This is a genomic window from Agromyces sp. NPDC057865 (genome assembly GCF_042796995.1).
Classification (GTDB): Bacteria; Actinomycetota; Actinomycetes; order Actinomycetales; family Microbacteriaceae; genus Agromyces.
Map to the genome: position 1 here is coordinate 1 of NZ_JBHVMJ010000006.1, position 13,736 is coordinate 13,736.

The 13,736-nt window shown below is 71.5% G+C and carries 12 protein-coding genes; 6 read left to right on the forward strand and 6 right to left on the reverse strand.

Features of this window, described 5'->3' with window-relative positions:
* On the forward strand, positions 1–229 hold a 229-nt coding region (locus tag ACFVN5_RS19120; protein ID WP_376957402.1), incomplete at its 5' end, for a hypothetical protein.
* A gap of 350 nt (positions 230–579) precedes the next feature.
* The gene (locus ACFVN5_RS19125) at positions 580–777 is read left to right on the forward strand and encodes a hypothetical protein (protein ID WP_376957404.1); all 198 of its coding nucleotides are present in this window, start codon (positions 580–582) and stop codon (positions 775–777) included.
* Between the two features lie 4 nt (positions 778–781).
* On the opposite strand, the gene ACFVN5_RS19130 is transcribed toward ACFVN5_RS19125, so the two are convergent.
* Positions 782–1,123 carry a three-helix bundle dimerization domain-containing protein gene (locus ACFVN5_RS19130; protein ID WP_376957406.1) on the reverse strand — a complete coding sequence of 114 codons (342 nt, stop codon included), beginning with the start codon at positions 1,121–1,123 and terminating at the stop codon, positions 782–784.
* A gap of 145 nt (positions 1,124–1,268) precedes the next feature.
* On the opposite strand from ACFVN5_RS19130, the gene ACFVN5_RS19135 reads away from it, so the two are divergent.
* A complete protein-coding gene (locus tag ACFVN5_RS19135; protein ID WP_376957408.1) occupies positions 1,269–3,506 on the forward strand; it encodes a LuxR C-terminal-related transcriptional regulator in 2,238 nt (745 codons plus the stop codon).
* A 56-nt stretch (positions 3,507–3,562) separates the two neighbouring features.
* Here the strand turns inward: ACFVN5_RS19135 and ACFVN5_RS19140 are convergent, their stop codons facing one another.
* Complete coding sequence (locus ACFVN5_RS19140) at positions 3,563–3,883, reverse strand: carboxymuconolactone decarboxylase family protein (RefSeq protein WP_376957410.1); 321 nt, start codon at positions 3,881–3,883, stop codon at positions 3,563–3,565.
* 211 nt (positions 3,884–4,094) lie between these two features.
* Between ACFVN5_RS19140 and ACFVN5_RS19145 the strand changes: the two genes are divergently transcribed.
* Together ACFVN5_RS19145 and ACFVN5_RS19150 are read left to right on the forward strand one after the other, a co-directional pair.
* Positions 4,095–4,478 (forward strand): SHOCT domain-containing protein, encoded by a 384-nt coding sequence (locus ACFVN5_RS19145; RefSeq protein WP_376957412.1) that lies wholly within the window; start codon positions 4,095–4,097, stop codon positions 4,476–4,478.
* A gap of 55 nt (positions 4,479–4,533) precedes the next feature.
* Positions 4,534–6,891: an arylsulfatase gene (locus ACFVN5_RS19150; RefSeq protein ID WP_376957414.1), complete on the forward strand. Its 2,358-nt coding sequence runs from the start codon at positions 4,534–4,536 to the stop codon at positions 6,889–6,891.
* Between the two features lie 39 nt (positions 6,892–6,930).
* Here the strand turns inward: ACFVN5_RS19150 and ACFVN5_RS19155 are convergent, their stop codons facing one another.
* The 4 genes from ACFVN5_RS19155 to ACFVN5_RS19170 form a co-directional block, all read right to left on the reverse strand.
* On the reverse strand, positions 6,931–8,316 hold the full coding sequence (locus ACFVN5_RS19155; protein ID WP_376957416.1) for a UDP-glucose dehydrogenase family protein: 1,386 nt from the start codon (positions 8,314–8,316) through the stop codon (positions 6,931–6,933).
* Positions 8,317–8,377: 61 nt separating this feature from the next.
* The gene (locus ACFVN5_RS19160) at positions 8,378–9,511 is read right to left on the reverse strand and encodes a nitrous oxide reductase family maturation protein NosD (RefSeq protein WP_376957418.1); all 1,134 of its coding nucleotides are present in this window, start codon (positions 9,509–9,511) and stop codon (positions 8,378–8,380) included.
* Positions 9,508–11,331, reverse strand: a complete 1,824-nt coding sequence (locus ACFVN5_RS19165; protein WP_376957419.1) for a right-handed parallel beta-helix repeat-containing protein — start codon at positions 11,329–11,331, stop codon at positions 9,508–9,510. Before ACFVN5_RS19165 ends, ACFVN5_RS19160 begins: the two co-directional genes overlap by 4 nt.
* Positions 11,328–12,722: a glycosyltransferase gene (locus tag ACFVN5_RS19170; protein ID WP_376957421.1), complete on the reverse strand. Its 1,395-nt coding sequence runs from the start codon at positions 12,720–12,722 to the stop codon at positions 11,328–11,330. Before ACFVN5_RS19170 ends, ACFVN5_RS19165 begins: the two co-directional genes overlap by 4 nt.
* Positions 12,723–13,296: 574 nt before the next feature.
* Here ACFVN5_RS19170 and ACFVN5_RS19175 point away from each other — a divergent pair.
* On the forward strand, positions 13,297–13,665 hold the full coding sequence (locus ACFVN5_RS19175) for a hypothetical protein (RefSeq protein ID WP_376957423.1): 369 nt from the start codon (positions 13,297–13,299) through the stop codon (positions 13,663–13,665).
* Positions 13,666–13,736: the final 71 nt, after the last annotated feature.

The following is a 13,736-nucleotide window of genomic DNA, read 5'->3' on the forward strand; positions in this document are numbered from 1 at the left end:
CCGGGCCACCGAGGCCGTCGAGACCGTCCGCCAGGAAGGCGAGGCCGCCGCATCCGAGGTGCAGAGCGAGGCCAAGCACACGGCCGAGAAGCACACGTCGGCGGACTCGACGACGCCGTCGACCACTCCGACGACGCAGCCTCCGATCACGAGCTCGGGCGGCCCGTCGACGCACCGGCCGTCGCCCTCGGGAGCGACGCAATCGTCGTCAGAGCCGTTCGGGCCCTAGCCGAACCCGCTCGGGTCCACGACCGCGGGGCGCGGCATCCGACCGGATGCCGCGCCCCTCGTCGTGCGCCGCCGGTGCCGGGGCTTCGTCATGCGCTGCGGCATCCGACCCGCCCTGTCAAGGGGATGCTTCGCGCGCCGTCGCACCGCATGCTTGCCTGACGGGTCGTCGAGGGGGGTCCACGACGACTCGGACCTTGGCCCGGGCGCGGCGGTTTCCCTTACTGGCCGTCCACGACCCGGGCCAAGGCCGTCCGAGCGCGCGCACGGAATGGTCTCCTGCCTGTCACACGCTCGTCATCTCGCCCGCATATCGTGCCGGAAACCGAACGGAGGTGTGGGATGCACTCCATGGACCACTACGACATCATCGGCGCGGGCGAGGGACGGTGGGACGTCCAACTGCGGGACAGCCTGTCGGTCGTCGGCTACGTCTGGCGAACGGGCGCGGGCTTCATCGCGTGGGACTGGGCGGACCGCCAGGTCGGCGTGTTCGAGTCGCTGCCCCGAGCCGTGGGCGCGCTCGGCGCCTTCGCGGCGGCGAGCTGACGGCTCAGACGGACCCGCCGCCGAGGTCGCCGAACAGGAGGCCCGCCCGCTGCTCGCGGGCCTTCCGCTCGATCTCGAGCGGATCGAGGTCCGAGCCGTCGTCCGCCAGGACCGGGCCGCCGGGATCCTCGGCCGCGAGGTCGACGGGATCGGCCTCCAGCCGGAGCCGCTCGTCGGCCGCGTGCTCGACGAGTGCGGGGATGTACTCGCGGACCTTGCCGTCGGCGAGCCGCGCGGACTCCTCCCCGACGACCGCCTCGACACGCTCCCGGCCGACGGTCGGGAACCGCTCGGCGAGGCGATCGAGAACGTTCCGGATGGCTGCGTGCTCGACGGGATCGTCCATTCGTGCATTGTCCGCCGCGCGGCATCCGTGGCCAACCTCGACGAGGTGAACGGCTCGTGAACGTCCGGGCCGCACCGCACGGACGGCCCGCGCGAGCCGACGCGGCATCCTTGAGGCTCGAAACCGCCCACCGTAGGATGCGAGCGTGGTCGAGGAGAACCGGGGGTCTGTCTCCGCTTCGCCTGCGCTCGACCGCGAACTGCTGGACGCGAAGTTCAGCCCGCCCCCGCCGCGTCCCGGACTCGCGAGTCGGCGATCGCTCGTCGAGCGCGCCGTGCACAGCGGCGCGGGGGTCGTCGCCGTCACCGCCCCGGCGGGCTACGGCAAGACGACGCTGCTCGCCGAGTGGGCGTCGACGGATGCGCGCCCGGTCGGCTGGGTGTCGCTCGACCGCTTCGACGATGACCCGGCCGCCCTGCTCACGCTCCTGGCGATGGCGTTCGCGCGGGTCTTCCCCGACGCCGCCGGCGTGGTCGCGGAGATGCGCGGCCAGGGCTCGGCGTCGCTGGGCCGCTCGGCGCCGTTGCTGGCCGCGGCGATGGCCCACGCCCCGGCTCCGTTCCTCCTGGTCGTCGACGACCTCCACGAGGCCGACTCGCCAGCCTGCCAGGACGTGCTCGAGGTGGCGCTCGCCGGCGTCCCCGACGGGTCCCAGGTCGTGCTGGCCGGCCGGCACGAGCAGTCCCCCCTCGCCCGGCGCCGCGTCGAGGGTCGGGCGTTCGAGATCGGCGCCGACGAGCTGCGAGCGGATGCCGCAGCGGCACGCGTGATCTTCGCCGGGGCCGGGGTCGACATCGCCGAGCCCGAACTCGACGCACTCGTGGCGCGCAGCGAAGGGTGGCCGACCGGCCTGTTCCTCGCCGCGCTGCTCGCCCGCGACGGCGGGGACCCGTCATCGGTGACGGGCGACGACCGGTTCGTCGCGGACTACCTCTATCGGGAGTGCGTGCGGAGCCTCCCGGAGGACACGCAGCGGTTCCTGCGTCGCACGGCGATCCTCGAGCAGCTGTCCGGTCCGGTCTGCGACGCGGTGCTCGACCGGGCCGACTCGGGCGCCCTCCTGCGCGAGCTCGAGGCGCACGGGCTGTTCCTCGTGCCCCTCGACCGTCGGCGCGGCTGGTACCGGTACCACGCGCTGTTCCGGGAGTTCCTGCTCGGGGAGCTCGGGGCGTCCGAGAACGGCTCGGTCGTCCGACTGCACCTCGCCGCCGCCGCGTGGTACGAGGAGCACGGGCTCCCGGCGCAGGCGATCGAGCACCTGCTGGCCGCCGGAGACCGCGCCCGTGCGGCCCACCTCGTGGCCGCACTGGCCCGGCCGACCTACCTGGTCGGCCAGGTGAGCGTCGTCACGAGATGGCTCACCGAGCTCGGCGACGCGGCGATCCAGGCGTTCCCGCCGCTGGCGATCCTGGCGTGCTGGGCGGCCGTGCTGACCGGCGCGCCCGCCGAGGCCGAACGGTGGGCGTCGATGATCGAGCGCATCCGCTACGACCACGAGGACCTCGACGAGCTGCCCGCGTTCGAGTCGGCGCGGGCCATGCTGCGGACCGCCATGTACGCGCACGGCCGCGAGCGCGCGATCGCCGACGCCGCGCTGGCCGTGGCGAGCGAGCCGCCCTGGAGCCCGTGGCGCGATCTCGCACTCTACCTCTCGGGCGAGGTCGCCCTGTTGAGTGGCGACCTCGACGCCGCGAGATCGTCGTTCGAGGCTGCGGCGGCCCTCGCGCCCCAGGTCGGCACCACCGACGCGGTGCTGCTGAGCGAGGCTGAGCTCACGATCCTGGCCGCCCGGGAGCACCGCTGGCCGGACGCGGAACGGCACGTCGACGTCGCGCTCGGCGCGATCGACGCGTTCCACATGGAGGGCTACCCCACGACCGCGCTGGCGCTCGCCGTCGGCGCTTCGGTCGCCGTGCATCGCGGCGACCGCGCGGCGGCCGAACGCCTGCTCGCCCGGGGCATGCGCGCGCGGGTGGGCTGCACGTACGCCATGCCGTTCGTGTCCGTACGGGTCCGGCTGCAGCTCGCCGTCGCGTCCGCGGCGATGGGCGACGGCGTCACGACCAACCACCTGCTCCGCGAGATCGACGACCTCCTCGACCGCTGCCACGACCTCGGCGCGCTCGCCGACGAGATCGCAGCGTTCCGGCGGGAGGCGCACGAACGACCGGCCGACGCCGGCAGCACCCCGCTGACCCCGGCCGAGCTGCGGCTCCTGCCCTACCTGCAGACGCATCTCACACTGAGCGAGATCGGCCGACGCCTGTTCATCTCCCGCAACACCGTCAGCTCCGAGGTCGGCTCGATCTACCGCAAGCTCCAGGTCACCACGCGGAGCGAGGCGGTCGAGCGGGCCGTCGCGATCGGACTGCTCGGGGCCTGACGTCGAGCCGCTCGGGGCCAGCCGCTCGGCGCCTGCCCCGCGCGCCTCGTCGCGGGTCAGAACGTGTCGTCGGGTGCGAGCCCCACATCGCAGCCGAGGGCCAGCGCGAGCTTCGGCGCGGCGGCGACGACGAGCGGGAGTCCGATCACCGGCACGACGCCCGCCAGCACGTCCACGATCTCGCTCGGCGTCGCCCCGGCGCTCACCGCGGCATCCGCCTCTGCGCCGAACGACGGCTGGGCGCCGCCCACGGCGACGAGCGCGGCGATGCGGATGAGCGCGAGCGTCCTGCGGTCGAGCTCATCCGCGTCTCCGGCATCCTCCCCGAGACGATGGTCGTTGATCGTCAGCCGACGCAGCCGTTCGGTGTAGTCCACCAGCGTCCCTCCCCCGTCGACGTCCGGCACCCATGAGGACGACGACATTCCATTCGACGGATGCCGCGCCCGCATCACGCGATTCGCATGATCCCCCACCCGGTCGGCTTCACGCGATTCGCATGATGTGGCTCCGGCGAGCGCCGCTGTACCGTTCCGGCGACGGCGGGTCCGCCTGGGGGCCCGCCGCACGACGAAAGGCAGCAGCGCGATGAACTTCTGGGACTTCCTGGTCTGGCTCTTCTGGGTGTACATCCTCTTCGCGTGCATCTGGATCTTCATCTCGATCGTGATCGACATCTTCCGCGACCACACCCTGAACGGATGGGGCAAGGCGCTGTGGCTGATCTTCCTCGTCTTCCTGCCGTTCCTGGCGGCGCTGGTCTACCTGATCGCACGCGGTCGCGGGATGGGCGAGCGCAACATGGCACGCGTCCGGGACGCCCAGCAGGCCAACGCGGACTACATCCGCAGCGTGAGCGGCTCCGGCTCATCGCCGACGGCCGAGATCGAGAAGGCGCAGCAGCTGCTCGCCGCGGGAACCATCACGCAGGCCGAGTTCGACGCCCTCAAGGCGAAGGCACTCGCCGCCTGACCGCGGCGGTCGGCCGGCAGCAGGAGTTCGGGTTCGTGTGGAAGGCGGACATGACATGACGGATGAGACGCCCGATTCGGTGATCGGAGCGCCGCTGCCACCCGCACGCACGCTGCCGTTCCCGCCGGCCGCCTCGGGCAGCACCACGGGGCGCACCATGCAGGAGTCCACCTACAGTCCGAAGCCGTCCGAGCATCACCTGCCGGCCGATGCCCCGAACGTCCTCGTCATCCTGATCGACGACGCAGGCCCCGCACTGCCGACGACGCTCGGCGGCGCCGTGCGCACGCCGACGCTCGATCGGGTGCGCGCGCGGGGCGTCGGCTACAACCGGTTCCACACGACGGCCATGTGCTCGCCGACGCGGGCGTCGCTGCTGACCGGCCGCAACCACCACCGCGTCGGCAACGGCCAGATCGCGGAGCTCGCGAACGACTGGGACGGCTACTCCGGTCACATCCCGAAGAGCAGCGCGACCATGGCGGAGGTGCTGCGTCAGTACGGCTACGCCACGGGAGCCTGGGGCAAGTGGCACAACACGCCGGCCGAGGAGACCACGGTCGCCGGGCCGTTCGACCGCTGGCCGACCGGCTACGGGTTCGAGTACTTCTACGGGTTCCTCGCCGGCGAGGCCTCCCAGTACGAGCCGAACCTCGTGCGCAACACCACCTCGGTGCTGCCGCCGAAGTCGCCCGAGGACGGCTACCACCTCAGCGAGGACATCGCCGACGACGCGATGGCCTGGCTGCGCGACCACAAGGCCCTGAAGCCCGACCAGCCGTTCTTCATGTACTGGGCGACCGGCGCGCTGCACGGTCCGCACCACATCATGAAGGAGTGGGCCGACCGCTACGCGGGCGCCTTCGACGACGGCTGGGACGTGTACCGGGAGCGCGCCCACGAGGGCGCGAAGGCGGCCGGGTGGATCCCCGCCGACGCGGAGCTCACCCCTCGGCCCGAGAGCCTCGCGGCCTGGGACGACATCCCCGAGCACCAGAAGCCGTTCCAGCGCCGCCTGATGGAGGTCGCCGCGGGCTTCGGCGAGCACGCCGACGTGCAGGCCGGGCGACTCATCGACGAGCTCGAGCGACTCGGCTACGGCGACGACACGATCATCATCTACATCTGGGGCGACAACGGCTCGTCGGGCGAGGGCCAGAACGGCACGATCAGCGAGCTGCTCGCGCAGAACATGATCCCGTCGACCGTCGACCAGCACATCGCCGTGCTCGAGGAGCTGGGTGGACTCGACGCCCTGGGCACGCCGGCCACCGACAACCAGTACCACGCCGCGTGGGCGTGGGCGGGGTCGTCGCCCTACCAGGGGATGAAGCTGCTCGCGTCGCATCTCGGCGGCACGCGCAACCCGATGTTCGTGCAGTGGAACGGTCGCATCGAGCCCGACCCCGTGCCGAGGACGCAGTTCCACCACGTCGTCGACGTCGTCCCCACGATCTACGAGATCATCGGCATCTCCCTCCCCGACTCCGTGAACGGCATCCCGCAGGACCCGATCGACGGCATCAGCATCGCGTACTCGATCGACGAAGCGGATGCCGCGGGCCGCCGTCGCACGCAGTACTTCGAGATCATGGGCAGCCGCGCCGTCTACTCCGACGGGTGGATGGCGTCGGCGCTCGGCCCGCGCCTGCCGTGGGTGCCCGGCGCACCTCCCGGAATCGCGACGTGGACCCCCGACCAGGACCCGTGGGAGCTCTACGACCTCGATCAGGACTGGAGCCAGGCGCGCGACCTCGCCGCGGAGCATCCCGAGAAGCTCGCCGCGCTGAAGGAGCTGTTCGCGATCGAGGCGGCCCGGAACGACGCGCTGCCGATCGGCGGCGGCCTCTGGGTGCCGGCGCTGCACCCCGAGGACCGGATCAGCCCGCCGTACACCGAGTGGGACCTCAGCGGCGACACCGTGCGTGTCCCGGAGTTCTGCGCGCCGGCCCTCGGCAACCGTCCGAACACCGTCACGATGCAGGTGCACCTCGGCGACCGGGCGAACGGCGTGCTCTACAAGCTCGGCGGGGCCGGCGGAGGCCTCACGTGCTACCTCGCCGACGGCGTGCTCACCTACGAGTACAACCTCTTCCTGATCCAGCGCACGATCATCGCGTCGGCATCGCCGATCCCGGCGGGCGACGTGACGATCGAGGTGCGGACGGAGTACGTGGAGCCACGGCCGGGCGGTCCCCTCAGGGTCACGCTCCTGGTCGACGGTGCGGAGGTCGGCTCGGGCACCGTGCCCGTGAGCGCCCCGTTGCTGTTCTCGGCGAACGACTGCCTCGACATCGGACGGGCGTACGGCGGGGCCGTCTCACGGCACTACGCCGACCGCATGCCCTTCGCGTTCGACGGCACGATCGACCGGGTCCACATCGCGTACGCGGTGCCGCAGCCGACGGGCTGACGCTCCGTCGACCGCGGCATCCCGCACCGCGGCGCTCGGTCAGCTCCGCGCCGGCACCCGGGCACGTCGCCCCGGACGTCCGAGCGCGCGCACCTCCCAGCCCGCGGCGCGGTAGGCGTCGGCGTCGAGGGCGTCGCGACCGTCGACGATGCGCCGAGCGCCGACGCGTGCACCCACGGCCTCGGGATCAGCGTCCGTGAACTCGTCCCACTCGGTCAGCAGCGCGACGACGTCGGCGTCTTGGAGCGCCTCATCCATGGAGTCGGCGAACTCGAGGTCGGGGTACGCGCGGTGCGCGTTCTCGTTGGCCTCCGGATCGTAGATCCGGACCTCGGCGCCCTCGAGGTAGAGCATGCGGGCGACGTCGAGCGCCGGCGCGTCGCGCACGTCGTCGGAGTTCGGCTTGAACGCCGCACCCAGGGCGGCCACGCGCGCGCCCCTCAGGTCTCCGCCCGCGGACTCGCGGATGAGGTCGACCGTGCGCACCCGGCGACGCGTGTTGATGTCGTCGACCTCGCGCAGGAACTCGACTGCCTGTCCGACGCCGAGCTCGTCGGCGCGATGCATGAAGGCGCGGATGTCCTTCGGGAGGCAGCCGCCGCCGAACCCGAGCCCGGGCTTCAGGAACCGGCCGCCGATGCGGTCGTCGAACGCCAGCGCCTCGGCGAGCCGGTTGACGTCGGCCCCGGTCGCCTCGCACACCTCGGCCATCGCGTTGATGTACGAGATCTTCGTGGCGAGGAACGAGTTCGCCGCGACCTTCACGAGCTCCGCCGTGGCGAGGTCGGTGACGACGAGCGGCGTCCCCCGCTCGAGCAGCGGCCGGTACAGCGCCCGCAGCTGGCCCGCGGCCCACTCGGATGCCACGCCGAAGACCAGGCGGTCGGGATGCAGGGTGTCCTCCACCGCGAAGCCCTCGCGCAGGAACTCGGGGTTCCAGGCGAGCTCGAGCTCGTCGCCGATCGGCGAGCGTCCCGCGATCATGCGCGTGAGTCGCTCCGCGGTCCCGACGGGGACCGTCGACTTGCCGACGAGCAGCGCCTTGCGGTCGATGCGCCTGACGAGCGCGTCGAAGGCGGCGTCGACGAAGGTGAGGTCCGCGGCATCCGAGCCCTCGGCCTGGGGCGTGCCCACGCAGATGAAGTGGACGTCGCCGAACCGGGCCGCCTCGTCGAGGTCGGTGGTGAACGTGAGTCGGCCGGTCGCGAGCATCTCGCCGAGCTGCTCCGGGAGTCCGGGCTCGAAGAACGGGACGCGGCCCGAGCGGAGCTCGGCGATCTTCGCCTCGTCGACGTCGACGCCCAGGACGTCGAAGCCGAGCTTGGCCATGCAGACGGCGTGGGTGGCGCCGAGGTAGCCGACGCCCACCACCGTGATGCGGGGTCGCTGCACGATCGGGTGATCGGTGTGCTGGAGTTCGAACATGCTGGGTTCCTCCGAGGTCTTCGTTCGGGTGCGCTCGGCGAGCGACGGATACGGGTCACGGTCATTCGCGGCAGTCGACGTTCGAGAGTTCGGCCTCACCTCCGCTGACCGTGTTGTCGCAGGCCACGACGTTGTCGCGTTCGGGTTCGAGCGCGAAGCCGACGCCCGAGCCGCTCATCTTCGCGGTGTTGTGCCGGAACACGTTGCCGGTCCCCCAGCCGTCGAGGATCTCGTGCGTCTGGAAGCCGTCCTCGGGCGCGGCCGTTCCGGTGTTGCCCTCGATGAGCCAGCCGTTGCCCTTGACGTCGACCCAGGAGTCCGCCTTCGTGATCGCCGACCCGTCGAACGTGTTGTCGCGCAGCACGCCGCCGCTCGTCCCCTCCTTGATGTCGACGCTCTCGGACGTGGTGCCCGAGATGGTGTTCCCCTGCACGAGGTTCCGGTCGCTCGCGTCGGGCTCGCAGTCGCTGATGTCGCACCAGTTGCTCTCGGCGGTGCCGATGTAGATGCCCTCGCCGAACTTCGGCTTGCGCAGGCCCGTGTCGCTGATCGTGTTGTCGAGCACCTGGTTGTCGGTGCTGTGACCGCGCAGGTGGATGGCCTCGTCGCCGATATGGGCGACCCTGAGCCCGCGGATGACCGAGTGCGTCGTGGCATCCGCCATCACGCCCTTCTGGCCGTTCTCGACCGCGAAGCCCTTGAGCACGACGTACGATGCGCCGTCGAGGTGCACCACGTAGCCGCCGTCGGTGCCGCCGCCGTCGAGCACGCTCTCGGGCGTGCCGCAGAGGGTGATCGGATGCTGCGCCTCGCCGTCGGCCGCGAGGACGAACTCGCCCTCGTAGCGGCCGGGGGCGAGCCCGATGACGTCGCCGGGGCGCGCCTGCTCGAGGGCCTGCTCGAGCTCCTTCGCGCTCGAGACGTCGACGGTGGCCTCGGGGCAGCGGGCATCCGCGGAGGGAGTCGGGGCGGCACTCGAGGCCGTCCCCTTCGCGTCGTGGGCTTCCTCCGTGGCCGGGGCGCCCGCACGGTTCCCGTCGCCGGCCGGCGCCCCCTGGGCGACGGCCCAGGCGATCGCACCGATGCCGACGGTCAGCACGGTGAGGCCGACGATGACGAGCACGATGACGATCGTGGGGTTGACGCGCGCCGATCGCGTGGCGCGGGTGCTTCCGGTGTGGATGGCGTCGTTCATCGGTTCCTTCCTCGCACGTGCTCGACGGGCACGATGCCGCGCGAGAGCTCGGTGAGCGGGGTGCGGTTCCATCGGTCGCGCGAGGGGCGCATCCGATATCCAGTGATGGCCGTGATGAGGAGCAGCATCCCCAGGCCGACCCACACGAGGGTGAGCGGCTGGGCGAACAGGTGCAGCACGGAGTCGGGCGTGACCGCCTCGCGCCAGTGCTCGGTGTCGTTGCCGGCGACGTAGCCGCCGACGGCGGCGTCGTGGATGGCCGCGCTGCCGTTGCCGGCGGCGGTGTTTCCGGTCACGCTGGCCCCCGTCGCCGTGCCTACCAGCGTGACGGCGTGGTTCGAGATGTCGCGGAACGTGTTGTCCTCGACGGCCGCCGAGGCGTCAGCGATCCGTACGCCGGTGTCGACCGACGCGAATCGGTTCTCGTGGATCGTGGTCTGGTCGACCCCGCCGCGCACCGAGATCGACTGGCGTTCCTGGCCCTCGAAGGTGTTCTTCGCGACGTCGACGCCGGTCGCGTCGTGGTCGAGCGCGAGCCCCACCACGTTGGCGCGGAAGTCCGAGCCGCTGATGGAGATGGTGGCGCCGCCGTTGACCTGGATGCCGTAGCGGGCGTTGTCGGCGATGGTGCTGTCCTGCACCTGCACCTGCCCCGACTGGCTCACGGGCGTGCCGCCGGCCGTCGGGCCCTCGGCGAGGGGGCGACCGTCGATGGAGATGCCGTTGCGGCCGTTGCCCGACGCCGTGACGGAGGTCAACGAGATGGCCGAGCTGGATCGGTCGATGACGATGCCGTCGACGGCGTTCCCGGAGCTCTCCGTGGCCTCGATCGAGGAGTCGGTCACCGCACGATGGAGGACGATGCCGTCGACGAGGCTGTCCTGCACGCGGAGGCCGCTGATGGCGAGCTTCGTGGTCGTCGACGCGAACAGGCCGAACGCGTTGCCCGTCGACGTGACGCTGCTGATGACGCCGGTCGTGGGGCCGGGATCGGGCTGCTCCTCGGCGACGAGACCGTTCACCTCGTCCTGGGAGAGCGTCGGGGCACCGTCGGCCGCGTCGCCGTCTCCCAGCGGCGCCGGCTGCGCGGCGGACGCGGCTCCGGTCAGCGCGACGCCGCCGGTCTCGCCGCTCCAGAAGCCGAGGTCGCTGAACGCGACCTGCCGGAGGTCCACCGTGCCGCCGATCACGCGCAGGTACGCACGCCCGTCGGCGGTGTCGGTGTCGGGGGACCCGGTCGACGGATCGAAGCTCGTGAGGGCGGCCGGGGCATCCGGCGCACCGTTGAGCCTCAGGCTGCTGCCGATCGCGACGATCGACGTGAAGACGCCCTGGGTGCTCAGCATCCGCACCGTCGTCGGGCCCTCCGAGGTCAGGTCGAGCGTGGCGCCCGGCAGGGTCACGAGGTTCTCGGAGAGCAGGTAGGACCCGTCGGCCTGGGCGACGAAGGTCTCGGGCGCGAGCGCCTGCAGGTCGGCGACGGTGTACGGCTCGGCACTCGCCGGGAGCACCAGCGTGGTCGCCGGCGCGGTCGGCACGCGGTACGGCCCGCCGTCGAACCAGGTCACCTGCGACGGCACGAGGCTGCCCACGTCCTTGACGACGTCGAGTCGTTCCTCCTCGGCTGCGACGAGGGATGCCTCGGCGTTCGGGTCTCCTGGGTACGGACGCCCCTGCGCTCCGCCGTCGGCGGCGATCCCGCTTCCGCCGACGGGTGCCGACGGGCGGATGCTCGCGAAGACGACGCCTGCGGCGATCGCTGCGGCGATGATGACGACCCCGAGCGCGAGCGTGCCGAGGAACCTGCGGAGCGTGCTCATGCGGCGACCTCCTCCTTCTCGGTGGCGCGGCCGGCGACGGCCGGCTCGGGACGCGAGCGACCTTGCAGCGACGCCGCCGCCTGTCCGTCACCGCCGACCTGGCCGGCGCGACGGGTCAGCCAGCCCTGCTTGTTCATCGTGACGAAGGCGATGAGCTTGATCGGCAGCGCGATGAAGATCACCGTGATCGCCAGCACGGGCAGGATGAGGAGGTCGCGAGGCTTCCGGCGGAGATGTGAGAACCCACGGATCCCGCGTCCGGCGAGCAGCCAGGTCACCGCGGCGGCGATGCCGAGGGGGGTCAGCTCGAGGCGGGCGAAGACGAGGTAGAAGAGCGTCATCCCCATCGTGACCGGCGTGAGCAGGATCTGCAGGACCGTCACCTTCGTGATGAACGGGACGTGCCACAGCCACCCCTCGAACATCGCCGTCAGGTACGTGCGATACGAGTTGCGGCTCCAGCGCACGCGCTGCTTCGCGAACGCGCGCAGCGTGGCCGGGAACATCGAGAGCGCGCGGGCGGTCGACTGGTGGACGGTCTTCCAGCCCGAGGCGATGACCAACCAGGTGAGGCGGCCGTCGTCGCCCGCGACGCAGCGGCGACCGAGGAAGAACTCGTTCTCGAGGTCGTAGAGCACGGGAAGGACCGCTTCGCGCCGGTAGACGGCGGTGCGTCCGGAAAGGCACGGCACGGCGCCTGCACGCCCCATGGCGGGGACGTAGTCGTAGTAGCGGAGGTTCACCAGCCAGTCCGCGATCCGGCGCCAGATGCTGGTGTCGCGCTGGTAGACGGTCTGGTGCGTGCCCACGCCGCCGACGTCGGGGTCGATGAACGGCATCTGCACGTTGCGCAGGAGCCCGTCGCGCCAGCGCGTGTCGGAGTCGGTGAGCACCAGCAGCTCGTGCCGGGCGAGGCGGATGCCGGCGCCGAGGGCGGAGCGCTTGCCGACGTGGTGGAACAGGATCGGGCGCACGCGCTCGTCGCCGAGCGCCTCGATGCGCTCGTACGCCTCGAGGTCCTGCACGTCGAGCACGATGATGACCTCGTCGGGCCCCTGGGCCCGCCACGACTCGAGGCACTGCATCAGGATGTCGGGGTCCTCGTGGAAGGACGGCACGACGACCGACGTGGTGGCCCGATGGGCGTTCACGATGGGCCGCGCTCCTCGCGAGAGGACGAACCGGTAGAGCCACAGGCCCCACACGATCGTTCCGGCGATCGCGACCGGGAAGTACGGTTCGATGGACGTGAAGAAGTCTGCGATCGCGCCCCAGTCGATGGTGGCGAGCAGGCTCTGGATGGCGGAGACGATGCCGTCGACGGACGAGCTCACGGCTCTGCCGAGGTCGCCGGCGTCGATGCCGCCATCACTGCTTGTCGTGGAAGTCATGTCGGGTGGTTCCTCGCTCTCCCGGGTTGAAGACGGGCTGGACCGGATCGGTGATCCGGACGAGGTTCCCCCTCGAACCGTGTCCCGCGACGCACGATCTCGGGTTGATGCGCTCCGGGCAAGTGGCCCACGCTAGCTGTCGCGGGGTCTGGCGCAACGGGGGTTTACGCACCCCGGACCACCGCGTATGGTGACCCGCAGATGGCACGACGACGCCGTCCGTGCGCCCCGACCCGACAGCACCCGTCGACCGATTCCCTCCGCGAACACGCTGGTCATGCGGTGTTTCGTTGCCGCGCCGGGCGCGCACGCGCATCTCGAACGGCCGGGACGCCCGGGCCGGGCACGGGGGCCGGCACGGGTCCTCGTACGGCTGGGAACGGGCTGGCACGGGCCTCCGAGTCACTGGGAAGCGGAGATGTCCCTCAGGCCCGCGTATGCGGACACATCGTCCCGCAACGGAGCCCGTTCACAGGCTGCAGTCGTACCGTGCGAGAAGGCGATGGAGCATGCGAGATCCGCAGCAGACTGCTGCGTCACGCGGATGCATGTCGCTGGGAAGCGAGGGCCCATCATGGGAGCCCTGCACCTCGACGGAGTCGGCCCGATCGCGATCGACGACGAACTCCTCGACCACGTCTTCACCGTCATCATCGCGAAGCTGCGTCGCCACGAGCCCGTGCTCATGACCTGGACCGACGAGGCCGGTCAGGAACAGCGGGTGTTCATGACGCAGGACGCGTTCATCCGTGCCGAGTTCGACAGTGCGACTCGCACGTTGCGCGACCACCACTGGCTCGAGCGGCTCATGGTCGCCGTGAACAGCAACGCCGGTCTCTCGCTCAGCGCGGCGATCGCCGACCGCGACGGATCCCGGATCCCGACGCGGCCGGCGCCGCTGCGGAAGCGTGCTCCGGCGGTCGCGGGCTCACCCGCCGCCTGATCGCGGCGTCGATGGGCCGGACGTCGTCCGATCCCCCCGATCCCCGAGCCCGGCGTCCGGCCCGACGGAGA